This window comes from Sphingobacterium hotanense, from assembly GCF_008274825.1.
Classification (GTDB): Bacteria; Bacteroidota; Bacteroidia; order Sphingobacteriales; family Sphingobacteriaceae; genus Sphingobacterium; species Sphingobacterium hotanense.
This window is the reverse complement of record NZ_CP030848.1, coordinates 932,220-947,476: the sequence shown is the minus strand read 5'-3', so window position 1 is coordinate 947,476 and position 15,257 is coordinate 932,220. Positions and strand designations below refer to the sequence as shown.

Here is a 15,257-nt window from a genome sequence, read left to right as displayed (position 1 = left end):
CTTTCAAACCCAATACAAACCCCTATCATAAGCCTTTCGGATTGGGTTTGATAGGGGTTTGGTGGGATTGGAAGAAAGTTGTCATTCATAGAAGGCCAATCTCTTTCCTTAGGTTGGTTGATCACCTACTTGATGACGATCAGAATGATCATCAATTGATTCTGAAAGGATTTATTTTCACTAAGTTATTTTACGCTCTAAAAAACCTGATCTCGATCAGGTCGTTTGGTATCGCTTGCTTATTCCAATGCTCATGTATAACCAGGGCAGCGCCAATTGCTGTTGCCTGTGCCATAGAGGCTGCATAAACCTCCATTTCAGGAAATTCATGCGCTAACAAATTCATGTAAATATTATTCTTACTAAAGCCGCCATCAACAAAGATGCGGGTTGTTTTCTTACCTGCCTGTATCAGCTTGGTCGATACGACCTGCGCTCTGATCAGATGTAAGATCAAGGCGTGGTAGGCCACTTCGTAATTGGCATATTGTGCTAAGTCGATTTGACCGAAAGCATCTAATTCAGATGATAGGGTTGATTTCTCTAACTCTTTCACGATTCCCCAATTGATATCCATATGCTTGAATTTCGCTGTGGTGATATCAAAATGGTCGGCTATCCTTTTCGATTGAATTTCATGTTCCTGTCCCGCAAATAAGCGCGAAGCTTTAACATGCTTCCCTTGAAAAGAAAGATAGAACAAGCAATCGCTTTCTAATTCTGACTTGGTTAAGGGCTGATCATTGAACGGATTGATTGAAATACACCAAGTTCCGGTCGAGATCAGAATGAAAGGCTCATGGAAGTTCAATAGGTAAGGAATCAATGCTGAGGAACTATCATGCAGCCCGACACCAATTTTAAACGTACTGCCGGGAAAAGTCGCCGGGAAGACCGCCGAAGCATCCACCACCGGCGCTAATTTCTCATCAATCTTTTCATCCTTCACCCATTGGTGATAATCATGCTGCTTATAATCCCATAGTGCTGTATGGCAGCCTATGCTCGTCATATCGGAATAGGCCTTTCCTGAAAGCAAGAAACTCAAATACTGCGGTAGATGTAGAGCATATTTCGTTCTCTCGTAGACTTCCGGTTGTTCCTTTTTAAGCCTGTAGACTTGAAGTCCGGAGTTCAGGCTTCCCAATGCCGGCGATGCCGTATCGAGACTGAACTGCTCAATACCACCATATTTTTTATGTAAGTCAGTGGACAGGGCATCCGGGTATTCTTTTAGGTAATTATATAGCGGTGCCAAGGGACGTCCGTTCTCATCAACGTAGACGAAACTCGCTCCATAGGATGTAAAATTGATGGCTTTCACATCAAACTCTTCACGGCGAAAGATTTCGTGCAAAGAGTCGAAGACTGACAATCGCAGGCTCTCCAAGTTTTCACAGGGGTCGCCATCCTCATCCAACGTCTCTAAGAAACGCGCAGATTTCTCATATACAATCTGATAATGCTCATCGAATAAGAAAAGTTTCTTATTGGTCTTGCCTACATCAAATATGGCTATTACCGGTTTGCGTGTTTTTCCCCCCATACGCTTATTATAAACCGGTAGCTACCGTATTATTACCACGTTCTTTTATTAATTGCTCACGAACAGCAAGCTCATTGAACAAACCGATTGGATCCAAGGCTGCGCCATCGCGAAGTCTTGCTTCAGCAACGACCGCACGTAAATCCGTACGGAAAGCATCTTGCAAAATTTGTTGTGCCTTTACAATATCGTTGTTGCGTTGTGCTTCTTTTAATGCATTGCGATCCACTAATAATGCTTGTGCATAGGCTATCATAATCGCTTCTACGGATTGCAATAAATCTACCAAAGGATCCTTTAAATTATGTGAAGCGTCGATCATCCAGCCCAGTCCCGTTGCATGGTCCATTCCTCTGGCGTCCATCCCCTCGACCAATTCGTTAAAGATGAGGAACAATTGATATGGCTTGATGCTTCCTGCCGTTAAATCATCGTCCGCATACTTACTATCGTTGAAGTGGAAACCACCGAGCTTACCTTCCATCAAAAGCAAGGAAACAATCTGCTCGATATTCGCATTCGGTAAATGGTGACCTAAGTCTACCAAAGTGTAGGCCTTAGGACCTAATTTAGAAGCCAACAATAAAGACTGTCCCCAATCTCCTATCGTCATCGAATAGAAATAAGGTTCAAAAGCCTTGTATTCCACAAATAGTTTCCAATCCTCCGGAAGGTGCGCGTAGATTTCCTTCAAGCTTTCCAACGTATTTTGGAATGCCTCGCGGAAGTTCAACTGTCCCGGGAAAGAAGAACCATCGGCCAACCATACCGTCAATGCCTTAGAACCCAAAGCAATACCATGATTGATTACATCGATGTTATGCTGTACAGCTTGTTTGCGCACTTTCGGGTCTACATGATGTAAGGAACCATACTTATAGCTCAATTCTTGCTCGGCTTGATCCTGAAAGGTATTTGAATTTACCGCATCAAACTGTAGTCCGAAGCTTTCTGCCAAAGCCTTGGTTTGTTCGGCGTCTTTTGGAATATCCCATGGAATGTGCAATGAAATGGCCCCACTAGAGCGGTTTAAAGCATGTAGCAATCCCACATCTTCGATCTTTTGCTCTAGGTTACCCGGTTCGCCCTTGCCGGAAAAACGTCCGAAGCGCGTACCGCCGGTACCCAATGCCCAACTCGGGATAGCAATCTGAAACTGCTGCAGTTTATGGATAATAGATTCCACCTGAGGAATATCCTCAGAAATAAAATCAAATGCTCTCTTATGCTTAGCTGCTAATTTACTATTATGCTGCTCTATTTGTTCTTTCTCTAATCTCATCGGTTCAGCTTTAAAATAAGTAAGGAGCATAGCAAGCGCTATGCTCCTTGCTTTTGTTGGTTTATCTTACGAATGACATGGCTACACCGCCATCTACATTCAATACATTTCCGGTCGATTTGTTCAGCAAACCGCCTACAAAAGCGAAACATGCATTTGCAATATCCTCCGGAAGAATAATTTCATTTAACAATGTACGTTTTGCGTAGTAACCCGGCAATTCTTCAACCGTCACACCATAGGCTTTCGCTCTACCTTCAGCCCATCCGCCAGCCCAGATATTACTATCTGAGATCACCGCATCAGGATTTACCACATTGACGCGAATCTTCGCTGCGCCAAGCTCGGCTGCATTCAGCCTGCTCAAATGTAATTGAGCCGCTTTTGCACTTCCGTATCCGGCATTGTTCGGCCCACTCACTAATGCATTCTTGCTCACAATGTTCAATACATCCCCTCCTACGGCCTGAGCCTTCATGATTTTAATACCTTCCTGTGTCACGAAGAATTGTCCTTTAACTAACACATCATATAATAAGTCAAGATCTTTTTCTGTATGATCTTCAATTGATTTAGAAATCGATAATCCAGCATTGTTGACCACAATATCAATCCCGCCGAACGCTAAACTAGCCTTCTCGAATGCTTTCTTAATCTGTTCTTCATTGGTAACATCTAAAGATACGGAAACTACGTTATCCTTGCCAAATAAGCCTACAAACTCTTCTTCAGCGCCTGACAAACGCTCCGCATTCATATCATTCAATACCACGACCGCACCTTCCGAAGCAAACTTTTTCGCGATTGCTTTTCCGATACCGCCGGCACTGCCCGTTACTAGGGCAATCTTTCCGGATAAGGCCTTCGGTTTTGGCATACGTTGAAGCTTCGCTTCTTCTAACAACCAGTATTCGATATTGAATGCCTCCTGACGAGGTAATGAGGTGTATTCGCTCACCGCCTCGGAACCTTTCATTACATTGATTGCATTGGTATAGAACTCCGCAGCAACACGCGCGGTCTGCTTATCCTTTGCAAAGGCAAACATGCCGACCCCCGGATAGATGATGATTACCGGGTTTCTATCGCGAATAGCAGGACTGTTTGGATGTTTACAGGTTTCGTAGTACTCCGTATACATCGCTCTATAATCCTCAAAAAGAGGTGCTATCTTTTCTTTGATTGCCTGTAAGTCGCTTAAATCTTCGCTCTTATCTAAATTCAGGATAAGGGGCTGAATCTTTGTGCGCAGGAAGTGATCCGGACAACTTGTACCTAAAGGCGCAAGTTTCTCTAAATCATTCGAGTTAATATATTCCAATACGCGAGGATCGTCTGTAAAGTGACCAATCATATGGCGCTCGCTTGAGCAGAATCCTCTCAAAATTGGAGCTAATTTAGCTGCTTGCGATTGTCTATCTGCTTCGTCTAAGCTTTCTACTTTTTGGCCTCCAAATACAGGTCTATCTTTACCGTAATTCTCCTCCAAATAGGTCGCACAAGCTTCAATTACATCTAATGAATTCACATAGCTTTCATAAGCCGTGTCGCCCCAGGTGAACAAGCCGTGAGAACCTAACATGATTCCGCGGATACCTGGGTTTTGTTCCAAGCACTCTCTCAATTGTAAACCTAGATCGAAGCCCGGTTTCTGCCAGTCAACCCAGCCAATAGTCCCGTTGAAAAGATCTTGCGTAATCTGCTTACCGTCTTTGGCCGCTGCAATAGCGATCGCAGCATCCGGATGCAGGTGATCTATATGTTTGAAAGGTAGGAATCCATGTAATGGTGTATCGATGGAAGGTGCTTTTGAATTCAAATCGAAGATACAATGGTTGAATAACTCCACCATCTCGTCTTCATGCTCGATTCCACGGTACACATTCTCCAAATTACGAAGACGGTCTACGTATAGTGCCGCTAATCCGGATTTCTTCAATGTACCGATATCACCACCGGAACCTTTGATCCACATCACTTCCACCGCTTCGCCAGTCAATGGATCTTTATCCATCACCTTGCAGGATGTATTTCCTCCACCATAGTTCGTAATTCTCAAATCTGAGCCCAACAGATTCGAGCGGTATAACAATAACGCAACCTCATCACCCTCAAGTGACTTTGCTTGCTCATCGTTCCATAAATAGTTGACGTGCTTGTATGTTTTCACTTTCCTAAGTTTTTTTAAGTTTTTTATTCTAATGTTTTCGCAAAACCCACAATGCAAATAGATAGAATGATGGTTACAATTCCAGCAATAATGGCGGTGTACGTGGGTTTACTCACACCCTTCCATTCTTTTAACGCAACTCCCCAAGCATTGGATATCAAAATGATGAAGGCCATGTGTAAGATCCAGGAACTCGCCCCGTTCCCAAGTCTACTCTCGCCCATACCATAGAAGAAAAACTGCAAGTACCAGGTTGTTCCAGCAATGGCACATAGCAATAAGTTCTTTCCAATTGGAGAAGTTGAATTTGTATAATCTTTATATGTTTTATTTTTTAGTAGAAGATAAGCACACCAGATGAAATTGGTACAGAAACCACCCCAAAGGATAACGATATACGTCACGTTATTCTGATACAAGAACTCGCCTTGTCCGGGGTTCGCGGCCTTCCATAATTGGTTTGCTACATCCGCCATAGGCTTCCCGGCTTCGATACCGAAATTGAAACAAGCGCTCAATACACCCGAGACAATCGCAACGACAATCCCTAAGCCGAACTTATATTCGGACTTCGCCTCTTCGGAAAGTGCACCTAGCCCTTTTTCCTTGAGCATACCTGCCTTACCGCAGAGATAAATCCCGACGATACAAACCAGTAAACCAATCATAACACAGATACCGGCGCTTTCGGTAAAGAAATAGTCGATACCATGCTTACCCTCTGTTTTATTGAAAAAGTAATAGATGGCCGGCATCAGCGCCCCAAAGACCATACTTAATCCCAGGATAATACTGCTTCCTAAAGACACGCCCAGATAGCGAACGCCTAAACCATAGGTCAAACCGCCTATCCCCCAGAGCACACCAAATAAAAAGGTGTAGCCTAGGATACTTGCGCTACTCTCAGAAATAATCTCGACAAAATTTGGAATGGTTAACCAGGCAGCTATCGGCGGAACGATAATCCAGGAGAATAATCCTCCAAGGATCCACATGGATTCCCAGGACCAGCCTTTTACCTTCTTGTAGGGAACATAAAAGCTTCCTGATGCAAATCCTCCAATAAAATGAAATATAACACCTGCGATTGCATTCATATACTATTCTTTAATATCTCTGTTTAGGTTTCTAATTAATCGAAGATATTTTAAATAGTACGTTTAACTGTTATGTACTGTCATGCCAAGCGTGGGAAAAGTGTGGCAGGGAGCGAAGAACGAAAGGAGTGAATAGGTTTAGTTGGAGGCAAAAAGAATAGGGATGTCTCACGACAACCCTATCCCACTTTTTAATTAAAATTCATATGAAAAATTCTAATATATCAGTTTCCCATTGGTATATTGCTTCACGGTATCTATTGACACCCCTTCATGCAACTCGACGACTTTAAATCCACCTTCTGGCAGCACATCGAACACACCAAACTCCGTCACGATTTTCTTCACGCAGCGGACGCCAGTTAATGGCAGGGAACATTCTTTTAATAATTTCGATTCGCCATGTTTATTCACATGTTGCATGGCAACAATGATATTTTCAGCACTGGCCACTAAATCCATCGCGCCGCCCATTCCTTTCACCATTTTTCCGGGGATCTTCCAGTTGGCGATATCCCCATTTTCCGACACCTCCATGGCGCCAAGAATGGTTAGGTCTATTTTGCGGGCTCTAATCATGCCGAAGCTCATCGCCGAGTCAAAGATCGCAGAACCGGGCAAGGTCGTGATCGTTTGTTTTCCGGCATTGATATAATCAGCATCCTCTTCGCCTTCATAAGGAAAAGGTCCCATTCCTAGCAAGCCGTTTTCACTTTGCAATACCACCTGCATACCGTCGGGAATGTAATTTGCCACCAAGGTCGGAATACCGATACCCAGATTGACATAATAGCCATCTTTGATTTCTTTGGCTATTCGCTTTGCAATTCCAAATTTATCTAACATAGCTTAAACCTTTTTAATGATCATCGCACTGGCACCACCCCCACCATTACAGATCGCAGCTAAGCCGATGCTTCCATTTTCTTGATGTAATACACTGTTCAACGTAACGATGATTCTAGCACCGGAACATCCCAGTGGGTGACCTAATGCAACTGCACCACCATATACATTTATTTTATTCGTTGTAATCTCCAACAATTGTGCGTTGGCTAATGCAACCACCGAGAATGCTTCATTAAATTCGAAGTAATCGATATCGTCGATCGTCAGCCCTGCTTTTTTTAACACCTTCTGCGTTGCGATGGCTGGTGTCGTCGTGAACCATGCTGGATCTTGTTCTGCATCAGCATAAGCTATGACTTCCGCCAAAGGCGTTAAATTCAATTCTTTTACTTTCTCTTCGCTCATCAAGATTACGGCTGCTGCTCCGTCGCTCAGCGTAGAAGCGTTCGCCGCAGTAATCGTACCGTCGGTTGTAAATGCAGGCTTTAACTGCGGTACTTTTTCAAAGTTTACCATTTTGAACTCCTCATCTTCCGCTACAGAAACTGTTCCTTTACGCGATACTACCTCTACAGGAGCTACCTCATTCGCAAATTTTCCTGTTTCCCAAGCGATCTTACTTCTTGTATAAGATTGTATTGCATAAGAATCCTGATCCGCTCTGCTAATATTGTATTTATCCGCACAAAGCTCACCACAATTCCCCATCGCTTCGTTTGAATACACGTCGGTCAAACCATCTTTATGTAGGCCGTCGATTAACTTCTGATCGCCGTATTTTGCACCCCAGCGGGTAGTTGCGCTATAATACGGTACCTGGCTCATGCTCTCCATACCCCCTGCTACAACCACATCCGCATCGCCCAACAGAATTTGCTGCACACCTAAGCTGATGGCTTTCATACCACTGGCACATACTTTATTGATTGTTGTTGCCGGAATATGATCTGGCAATCCCGCAAAGCGTGCTGCTTGACGCGCTGGCGCTTGTCCGACATTCGCCTGCAATACGCAGCCCATCAATACTTCATCAATCTGATCTTTGTCTAAACCTATTTCTGCAACAACTGCTTCGATGGCCTTTGCTCCTAGCTGCGATGCTGTAAAACTTGATAATGCACTTCCAAAACTTCCCATTGCAGTACGTTTTGCTGCAACGATATATACTTTTTTAATCATTGTCTTCTTTATTTCTTACTGTTCGTTGTTCTATTCTTTTCTCGTATTTATCGCCTTGAAAAATCCGTTGCACAAATACGCCTGGTGTATGGATAAAATTTGGATCTAACTCGCCCGGCTCAACCAACTCTTCGACTTCCGCGATCGTGATCTTTCCGCACATAGCTACAGCATGGTTAAAGTTCTGTGCTGTTCCGCGGTACACTAAATTACCCGCCTTATCACCCTTCCATGCTTTTACGAAAGCAAAATCAGGCTCAAAAGCATATTCCATTAGGTATTCTTTTTCTACGCCATGGAAGGTGAATTTTCGAGTTTCCTTGCCTTCGGCAACCTCGGTCCCCACCCCTGCCGGCGTAAAAATTACAGGCATACCATATCCGCCGGCCATTAAACGAGATGCTAAGGTGCCTTGTGGAATCAGATCCACTTCCAATTCACCGCTCAACATCTGGCGCTCAAATTCCGCATTCTCTCCTACGTAGGAAGCAATCATTTTCTTGACCTGCTTTTTCTGTAGCAGCAGGCCCAAGCCGAAGTCGTCAACACCGGCATTGTTACTGATACATGTCAGATTCTTAGTTCCTTTTTGCAGCAATGCAGCAATCAGATTCTCCGGAATTCCGCATAGCCCAAAGCCACCCAATGAGATGGTCATCCCATCTTTGACGTCTTGGATTGCGTCCGAAGCATTTGCCACGCTTTTATCAATCATAGTTTGAATAGATTTACAATTCCCCTTCGGGAGATAAATAATTATTAAGTCAGCAGTAGTCTTTAGTCTCAGTTAAATCGAAGCATTTGCATCCGTTACATCGGATTAAAAATACTGTGATGCAGCCTAAATCTCCTGGACTTTGATTTTATAAGTTTATAAGCGATATAAATATAAGAATATTTTGTTAAGCATTTAACTTTCAACAATTTTTATAAATAGAACATTAACTAAACAGAATTTTTAAAAAGTTATCAGTGTTTAAAACAAATCCTTGATTTGTTTATCACATTATGACAAAATTTAATAGACCGCGTATTTCAAAAATCTTCTTACAGTTAAAAGAGAAGGTCTAAAAACCGCAAAAACAGTGGGTTTAAGAGGGATTAATTTTTAATAATTTTCACAATGTCTAATTAAATTGGTAAAATTGACATGTAAAGCTTAATCAAACCCGTATGCGCGTATTTATTTATTCCCTTTTATTTTTTGTTTTGTTAGCTCCCGCAGCTCAGGGACAAATGTTACAGCAGAAGTTGAGAACTTCGAGCCTTGACAGCCAGTTTGTTTATTTGAACTTGTACTCCAAGTCGCAAAGTGCAGATTTTAAAATTATCCGCCGAGCAAACCTAGAAACCGTACGTCAAAATGTGCGCGACTCCCTCAGCACCTACAGAAAGCAAATTGCAGATTTATCTTCTTCAAATTCTTCTTCTGCCGGTAATATCAAGGGGCTTCAAGATTCGGTCAGCTCCCTGACTACACAGTTAGAAGCAGAACAAAAGAAGACTGATAGCATCTCATTTTTAGGTATGGACTTCTCCAAAGGATCATACCACACCATGGTTTGGGCTATTATATTAGCGCTTGCAGCAGCATTCTTCGGAACGCTAGTCGCATTCCGCAAAGCCAAAGTAGACACCGACGACTCCAAGAAAACTGTGGATGAATTGCAGGATGAACTGCAAACACTCCGCAAGAAATCGATGGAAAGAGAACAACACCTAAAACGACAACTACTGGACGAACAGCTGAAGAGAAATTCTTAGGCTAGTAGTTAGTAGTTAGTATAAAGACCTTGGGCGCCTATTTGGCGCCTTTTTTGTGATTAAATGATAGTATTAGGATAGACGTGAATACGGTTTGCTTTAAGCTAGAAAAGGAAGGATTAAGGGAATGCGGTTGTCTTGAACCTTTGGTTTAAACAGAGAGTAATTGATGAATAAATACTTAATAGAAGATATAAGGTATTACCTAACGGAAGCGTTAGGATGAATAAGGCAGGTTGAACATTATTTTGAAGTAGTCGTTAAGGACTTTTCCTGGTATCTGTGCCTACCTTATTCATTGCCTAAGGCCAAACTAGAATAGTTTTATTATCAAAGGTACTTCAAAGGTACTAGGTAACGGGCAATTTTTCAATCATTTACATTAAAAAGTTTAGATCATGAAAAAAGATCGTATTACCTTAGGTGTCGACGTTTCTAAGAAGACATTGGACATCTGCCATTGGGGCACACATGATTTCATTAAGATCGAGAACAACAGTTCGGGATTTAAGCAATTGGCAAAGTGGATGCGAGGGAAAGGTTTTGTATCAAGCCAAGTCTTCTTTATCATGGAATATACTGGTGGATATGAATATAGATTCCTGCAGTATTGCGAGTCAAAAGGTCTTTCGTATACACGCAAATCTGGTCTAGAGATCAAGAAGTCGATGGGCATGGTCCGTGGCAAGAGCGATAAGCAAGACTCCTTTAGGATTGCCCAGTATGGGGAAGAAAAGGCTTATATGCTCGAACCAAGCGGTAAATTGAATTCTACAATATTTGATCTTAAGCAGCTGATCTCCTTTCGTAAACGTCTAGTGAGAGAGATGGCCGGTTACAAAGCGAGCAGCTCTGAGCGCAAGGCGATGTACGGGAAAGACGCAGGGAAGGTGATCCTGAAGGTCAGTAAAACAATGATAGATGTTTATAAGAAAGAGATCTACAGAGTAGAACGAGAAATCTTACAGCTCATCGAAAGCGATGAATCGCTCAACAGGAACTATCAGATCCTCAAAAGCGTCAAAGGGATAGGCCCGGTCAATGCCTGGATGACGATCGTTTATACGGAGAATTTCAAGGCTTTTACCGATCCCCGAAAATACGCTGTCTATGCCGGTGTGATACCATTTGAGCACACTTCTGGGACCAGTATTCGCGGTCGAAAGCGAGTCTCGCATATGGCCAACAAGGCCATAAAGCAGGAGTTGAACCAAGCGGCAAAGATTGCCATTACACATGACAAGACGCTCCGAGAATATGCGCAACGGAAGCTCACAACCAAAGCTTACCCGTTGGTCTTGAACAATGTGAAATTCAAGCTGATTTTGATCATGTTTTCCTTGATCGGACGACAGGAGATGTATCGGGAAGATTATCATTATGCAGCGTGATAGAAAAAATATTAAAGAAAATTTGCATATGTCAAAAACCTAGAATACCAGGAAAGGAAGGTGTAAGGATGGGCAGGATCTTCCACCATCGGTCTAACTACTAAATACTTACTACTAAATACTATTTCTGAACCAGGAAAGGAAGGATTAAAAGATAAGCAGGATCCTGTAAATCCTTACATCGTTCCTTTCCTGGTATTCAAAACAAAGTCCATTATGGCGTCTAATGTCTAACGTCTAAAATCTAACGTCTAATGTCTCATATCTAATATCTAAATACTGCTTAAATTATATTCCAAGTAGCCGCCTTTGGGACTATCGATTACAATCTTGGCGTTATTAGGATTTCCTTTCACGATCCAACGTACGGAAACCGCGCTCATGCCGTCGATGGTTGCGACTTCGATTTGCTCGGGTTTAAAGCGTTGCTCTTTAGTTTCGTTGAAATCTTTATTTACGACTTGCATGCCAGTGATGACCTGTGCTCCTTCTAGTCGAATATGGTTCGGACGCTCGATCTTCATTCGCACGTCATGGTCGGAATGGGTCGGGATAATACGGCTATTCCATATCGTTGCGTTGACTTCATATAAGTTGCCGCCAAGCGATCTCGTTGTTGCTTCTATGACCTCTAACTTCGGCATATGGTATGCGTGATAAATTGTGAATGCTGCATTCCGATGTGCATCTTCTAATAATAGGAATCCCGGGTGATTACGCGTGTAATTCTTTTTCGCACCGCCAATCTCGATTTTTCCGTATTGGGGATGATCATATTCCTTCCATGGCACGTATGCATCACCAAACATCAGCAATCGGTCGAACTCATAGTATTCATCCGACTGTCTAAAACCGCCTTCCGATTTTTCATTAAATAGTTTATAGGTTGTCATTAACTCGTTAGAGAAGGTAAAAATGCCGCGCGTCAATGCGAAGAAGTCTATCTCTCCGCCGAATACCGTGTATAAGTCTTTATGGATGACGATATAATTATATCCAGGCAGCATTTTTTCACCAGTCTGCCCAATAGCATTATACACTTGCACATCTTTGTTTGAATAAAAGCGTTCATCATCCGCTGCCCCAGGACCGCGCAAAATCATTCCGCCATAATTGTGATAGGATTGCGCGCCGGCAATATTGGGGTGTTTATAGACAAAATCTTTGACGGCCTGTGTTTCTGGCAATGTTCCAGGATAGTACAAAGCGCCCCCTTGCACATAGTTGGGTTGCCAGTTCCAACCCCAGTCGCGGTTAGGGTCGTAGGTGCCAGTAATATCCTCGTTGACTAGGCCATCGCCATCATTGTCAATACCTTCGAATCCTAACATCTCATACTCGCCAACCTCACCTGGCTTAACCATAAGCATGCGATTCGGGTTTTCCGAATCAACCTTGTATCTGCCTGTTTTTGATTTGCGGCGCATCATTACAATTTCACCATCACCATCTAAGTCGTCATATAAATCCTCTGCTATTAAGCCATCACCATCGTTGTCGAATGGACGGCGGCCGGTACGTGACGAGTGCATGCTGTTGGGGTTATAGATGAAATACTCGCGCGAATCAGGGTTAATGGTTGGGGCAATATAGAACACCTTGTCCTTTAACAACTCTTTAATAAAGGGTACCGCATGATAATTCTCGGCCAGATACCAGGCTGTGTACATCGATATTTCGGAACCCTGTAGTTCATTGGCGTGAATATTTCCGTCGATCCACATCGCAGGCTTACGATCAGGATTGCCTTCCTTAAAGTCTGTAACGGTCAATACGAAAATATCTCTGCCCTCATAACTTTTACCGATGGACTCGCATTTTACTAAATTAGGATATGCCTTCTGGAGATCCTTATAGAATTGCTCCATCTGTTTCAAATCATGATAGCGGCTCCAGTTCATTTGCACTTTTGGATTTGATGGAGACCCCACAGCACGAAGTCCAGCAATTTCTTTTGGTGCTTCATCCGATTTCTTTTGTGCAGATGCTGTGGAAACAGCTAATGACAAGCTTAAGGCTAAAATTTTATAGGTTAATTTCATGTTCGGACGCATTAAAGATTTATATCGATTACTTTCATCCCGGCAGTCGGACAACCGACAGTTAATTGTGCTCTACCTCTTCCTTTCACTAACCAGGAAAGGTCTTGCGACTTACCCGCTCCTAAGCTGGGGTAAAGCTGCAAACGCTTACCACTTAGGAAGGACTGGTTTTTCTGCAATTCCAAAACAGATTTAAGTTTGGATACATGCTTAATTTTATCTGCTATTTCCGGGTAAATGGGCAAAGCCCCGGTGTTGAATAAACGCACCTCGATTCGAAAGATATCATCGCCAAGTGGAGTGATTTTGGGTTGTGAAAATTCTAAACTCGCCATGGCACGCATCAACTGCACGACGAAATTGCTATGCGCCTGTGCGGAGGCGTTCAGATGTTCGATGGGTGGGTTATGTTGAAAACGTTCTACCTTGCCCCCTACCTCTACTTCCTGATTTGGGAAATCGGGGTGATTGACCTTAGTCCATGGCAGGATGGCGCCTTGTATATTGTTGGCTTTAACCCATCTTACAAACATGTCATCGTCCTTCGCTCCAGACGGCTTAGCAGTAGTTTTGCTACTGTCCTGCGTGGTTGGAATCCACCAAGAGGGTGTAACAAAGCTGAATTTTCCAGCATGATAATAGGCGGTGCTGGAAAAATTACCCTTACCTGCCGGCATTTTAGGGGCATCGCCTAGCTCTTTAGCTGCCTCTTTATAAAAGTTGGTTACCAATGCGGACACTTGCGCGTCATTGTTTGTCCAAGATTTCATGATACGTTCTGAGGCTTTCCTTTGGTCGAAAACCTCCGCTGTCGAAAGGTTATTCTGTAAACCAAAATGAAGAACAACGGCTATCTGCGGATTATCGAAGATTAAATTCATCAATGCTCGGGTTTCAGGCTCCGAGGCAGCATAGTCGCCGGTCTCCGATTCAAAAAAAGGATAATCGTAGGTGAAATTCTTATCGAGGTTAACTCCAGATAAACCATCTTCACCGTAGAATCCATCCTTATCTGCGTCTACTCCTTCTTTGTAGAGTTCAAATATGCCGGCCTCCCCTTTATTCTTTTCCGCGAGCAAAAGGAAATCCGGAGAAAGCAAATGTGGTCGGTATGTTCCGGCGGGCGACTTCACGCGCATTTGAGAAATGAGGCCATCGCCATTGAGGTCCTTCTCGGGATCTTCATCGATGCGCCCATCTCGATCAAAATCAATCTGGCGAGCATTGCCAGCTGTTAATTCGATGTGATTGGCATTCCTTTTATAGGCATCCGCATTCAGCAGCGGTAAAACCCAAATCGATTTATTTGCCAAGAGATCGGACAACTCATCTTTAGGGAGATCCAAAAGTCGTTCCGCCACATTCAAAGCATTGATCGTTCCTGCGGGGTGTTTACCGTCGATGCCAGCAACCAGTAAGAGCGTAGGTTTCGCCTCCTTACCACGCTGTATCTTAATAATGGGGATTTGTTCAGCGCCAAAGGACTTGCCAATAACGTCTAATTGCACATTGGATTTGGAGGTGAAGGATTGGATGCGCGCTTTCAGTTCATTATACTTAGGATAATTCCATTGAGCATACGTAAAGAAAGGCGTGCTGCAGAGTAGCAGCATGATGAACCTTTGTTTCATAATTTAGGGACTAATTAGTTTCTAAAACTAAACAATAAAGTGATGATTTGAAAAAAAGGACTGTCACATTCTTGATTTATTGACAATCGATCAAAAGAGCCATCTTATTATTTATATCGGTCAAAAAATCAGCCTTTTAAATACCTATATTCTTAGTAAATGATAGGGTTAGAGGGCTTTTAAAAAAAATATCCATTTATTTAGCACTTGTCTTTTGCTTTTAAGGAGATAAAACTTATTTTTGCATTCCAAAATGCAGTGTGTAAAAAGCTGTATTAAAATTGAATAATAAATTTTAGTCCCTAT

General features: G+C 42.8%; 11 protein-coding genes. 2 read left to right on the top strand and 9 right to left on the bottom strand.

Features of this window, described 5'->3' with window-relative positions; genetic code table 11:
- Positions 1-190: 190 nt before the first annotated feature.
- The 7 genes from DSM08_RS03955 to DSM08_RS03925 form a co-directional block, all read right to left on the bottom strand.
- The gene (locus DSM08_RS03955; RefSeq protein WP_149524938.1) at positions 191-1,546 is read right to left on the bottom strand and encodes an FGGY-family carbohydrate kinase; all 1,356 of its coding nucleotides are present in this window, start codon (positions 1,544-1,546) and stop codon (positions 191-193) included.
- A 7-nt stretch (positions 1,547-1,553) separates the two neighbouring features.
- On the bottom strand, positions 1,554-2,828 hold the full coding sequence (locus DSM08_RS03950; RefSeq protein ID WP_149524937.1) for a TIM barrel protein: 1,275 nt from the start codon (positions 2,826-2,828) through the stop codon (positions 1,554-1,556).
- A 61-nt stretch (positions 2,829-2,889) separates the two neighbouring features.
- On the bottom strand, positions 2,890-4,998 hold the full coding sequence (locus DSM08_RS03945; protein ID WP_149524936.1) for a bifunctional aldolase/short-chain dehydrogenase: 2,109 nt from the start codon (positions 4,996-4,998) through the stop codon (positions 2,890-2,892).
- A gap of 23 nt (positions 4,999-5,021) precedes the next feature.
- Positions 5,022-6,095 carry an L-rhamnose/proton symporter RhaT gene (gene rhaT, locus DSM08_RS03940; protein ID WP_149524935.1) on the bottom strand — a complete coding sequence of 358 codons (1,074 nt, stop codon included), beginning with the start codon at positions 6,093-6,095 and terminating at the stop codon, positions 5,022-5,024.
- A gap of 216 nt (positions 6,096-6,311) precedes the next feature.
- Positions 6,312-6,941 carry a 3-oxoacid CoA-transferase subunit B gene (locus tag DSM08_RS03935; protein ID WP_149524934.1) on the bottom strand — a complete coding sequence of 210 codons (630 nt, stop codon included), beginning with the start codon at positions 6,939-6,941 and terminating at the stop codon, positions 6,312-6,314.
- A gap of 3 nt (positions 6,942-6,944) precedes the next feature.
- On the bottom strand, positions 6,945-8,123 hold the full coding sequence (locus DSM08_RS03930) for a thiolase family protein (RefSeq protein ID WP_149524933.1): 1,179 nt from the start codon (positions 8,121-8,123) through the stop codon (positions 6,945-6,947).
- Positions 8,116-8,838, bottom strand: coding sequence for a CoA transferase subunit A (locus DSM08_RS03925; RefSeq protein WP_149524932.1), 723 nt, complete (start codon positions 8,836-8,838; stop codon positions 8,116-8,118). Before DSM08_RS03925 ends, DSM08_RS03930 begins: the two co-directional genes overlap by 8 nt.
- A gap of 458 nt (positions 8,839-9,296) precedes the next feature.
- On the opposite strand from DSM08_RS03925, the gene DSM08_RS03920 reads away from it, so the two are divergent.
- On the top strand, positions 9,297-9,887 hold the full coding sequence (locus tag DSM08_RS03920; protein ID WP_149524931.1) for a hypothetical protein: 591 nt from the start codon (positions 9,297-9,299) through the stop codon (positions 9,885-9,887).
- A gap of 398 nt (positions 9,888-10,285) precedes the next feature.
- A complete protein-coding gene (locus DSM08_RS03915) occupies positions 10,286-11,278 on the top strand; it encodes a transposase (RefSeq protein ID WP_149524930.1) in 993 nt (330 codons plus the stop codon).
- Between the two features lie 272 nt (positions 11,279-11,550).
- Here the strand turns inward: DSM08_RS03915 and DSM08_RS03910 are convergent, their stop codons facing one another.
- On the bottom strand, positions 11,551-13,320 hold the full coding sequence (locus tag DSM08_RS03910) for a M14 family metallopeptidase (RefSeq protein ID WP_149524929.1): 1,770 nt from the start codon (positions 13,318-13,320) through the stop codon (positions 11,551-11,553).
- Positions 13,321-13,331: 11 nt separating this feature from the next.
- Positions 13,332-14,951 carry a M14 family zinc carboxypeptidase gene (locus tag DSM08_RS03905; RefSeq protein ID WP_149524928.1) on the bottom strand — a complete coding sequence of 540 codons (1,620 nt, stop codon included), beginning with the start codon at positions 14,949-14,951 and terminating at the stop codon, positions 13,332-13,334.
- Positions 14,952-15,257 lie beyond the last annotated feature (306 nt).

Coding starts and splice junctions, on each gene's coding strand:
- DSM08_RS03955 (WP_149524938.1), bottom strand. CDS start 1,546: ATGGGGGGAAAAACACGCAAACCGGTAATAGCCATATTTGATGTAGGC.
- DSM08_RS03950 (WP_149524937.1), bottom strand. CDS start 2,828: ATGAGATTAGAGAAAGAACAAATAGAGCAGCATAATAGTAAATTAGCA.
- rhaT (WP_149524935.1), bottom strand. CDS start 6,095: ATGAATGCAATCGCAGGTGTTATATTTCATTTTATTGGAGGATTTGCA.
- DSM08_RS03935 (WP_149524934.1), bottom strand. CDS start 6,941: ATGTTAGATAAATTTGGAATTGCAAAGCGAATAGCCAAAGAAATCAAA.
- DSM08_RS03930 (WP_149524933.1), bottom strand. CDS start 8,123: ATGATTAAAAAAGTATATATCGTTGCAGCAAAACGTACTGCAATGGGA.
- DSM08_RS03925 (WP_149524932.1), bottom strand. CDS start 8,838: ATGATTGATAAAAGCGTGGCAAATGCTTCGGACGCAATCCAAGACGTC.
- DSM08_RS03920 (WP_149524931.1), top strand. CDS start 9,297: ATGCGCGTATTTATTTATTCCCTTTTATTTTTTGTTTTGTTAGCTCCC.
- DSM08_RS03915 (WP_149524930.1), top strand. CDS start 10,286: ATGAAAAAAGATCGTATTACCTTAGGTGTCGACGTTTCTAAGAAGACA.
- DSM08_RS03910 (WP_149524929.1), bottom strand. CDS start 13,320: ATGAAATTAACCTATAAAATTTTAGCCTTAAGCTTGTCATTAGCTGTT.
- DSM08_RS03905 (WP_149524928.1), bottom strand. CDS start 14,951: ATGAAACAAAGGTTCATCATGCTGCTACTCTGCAGCACGCCTTTCTTT.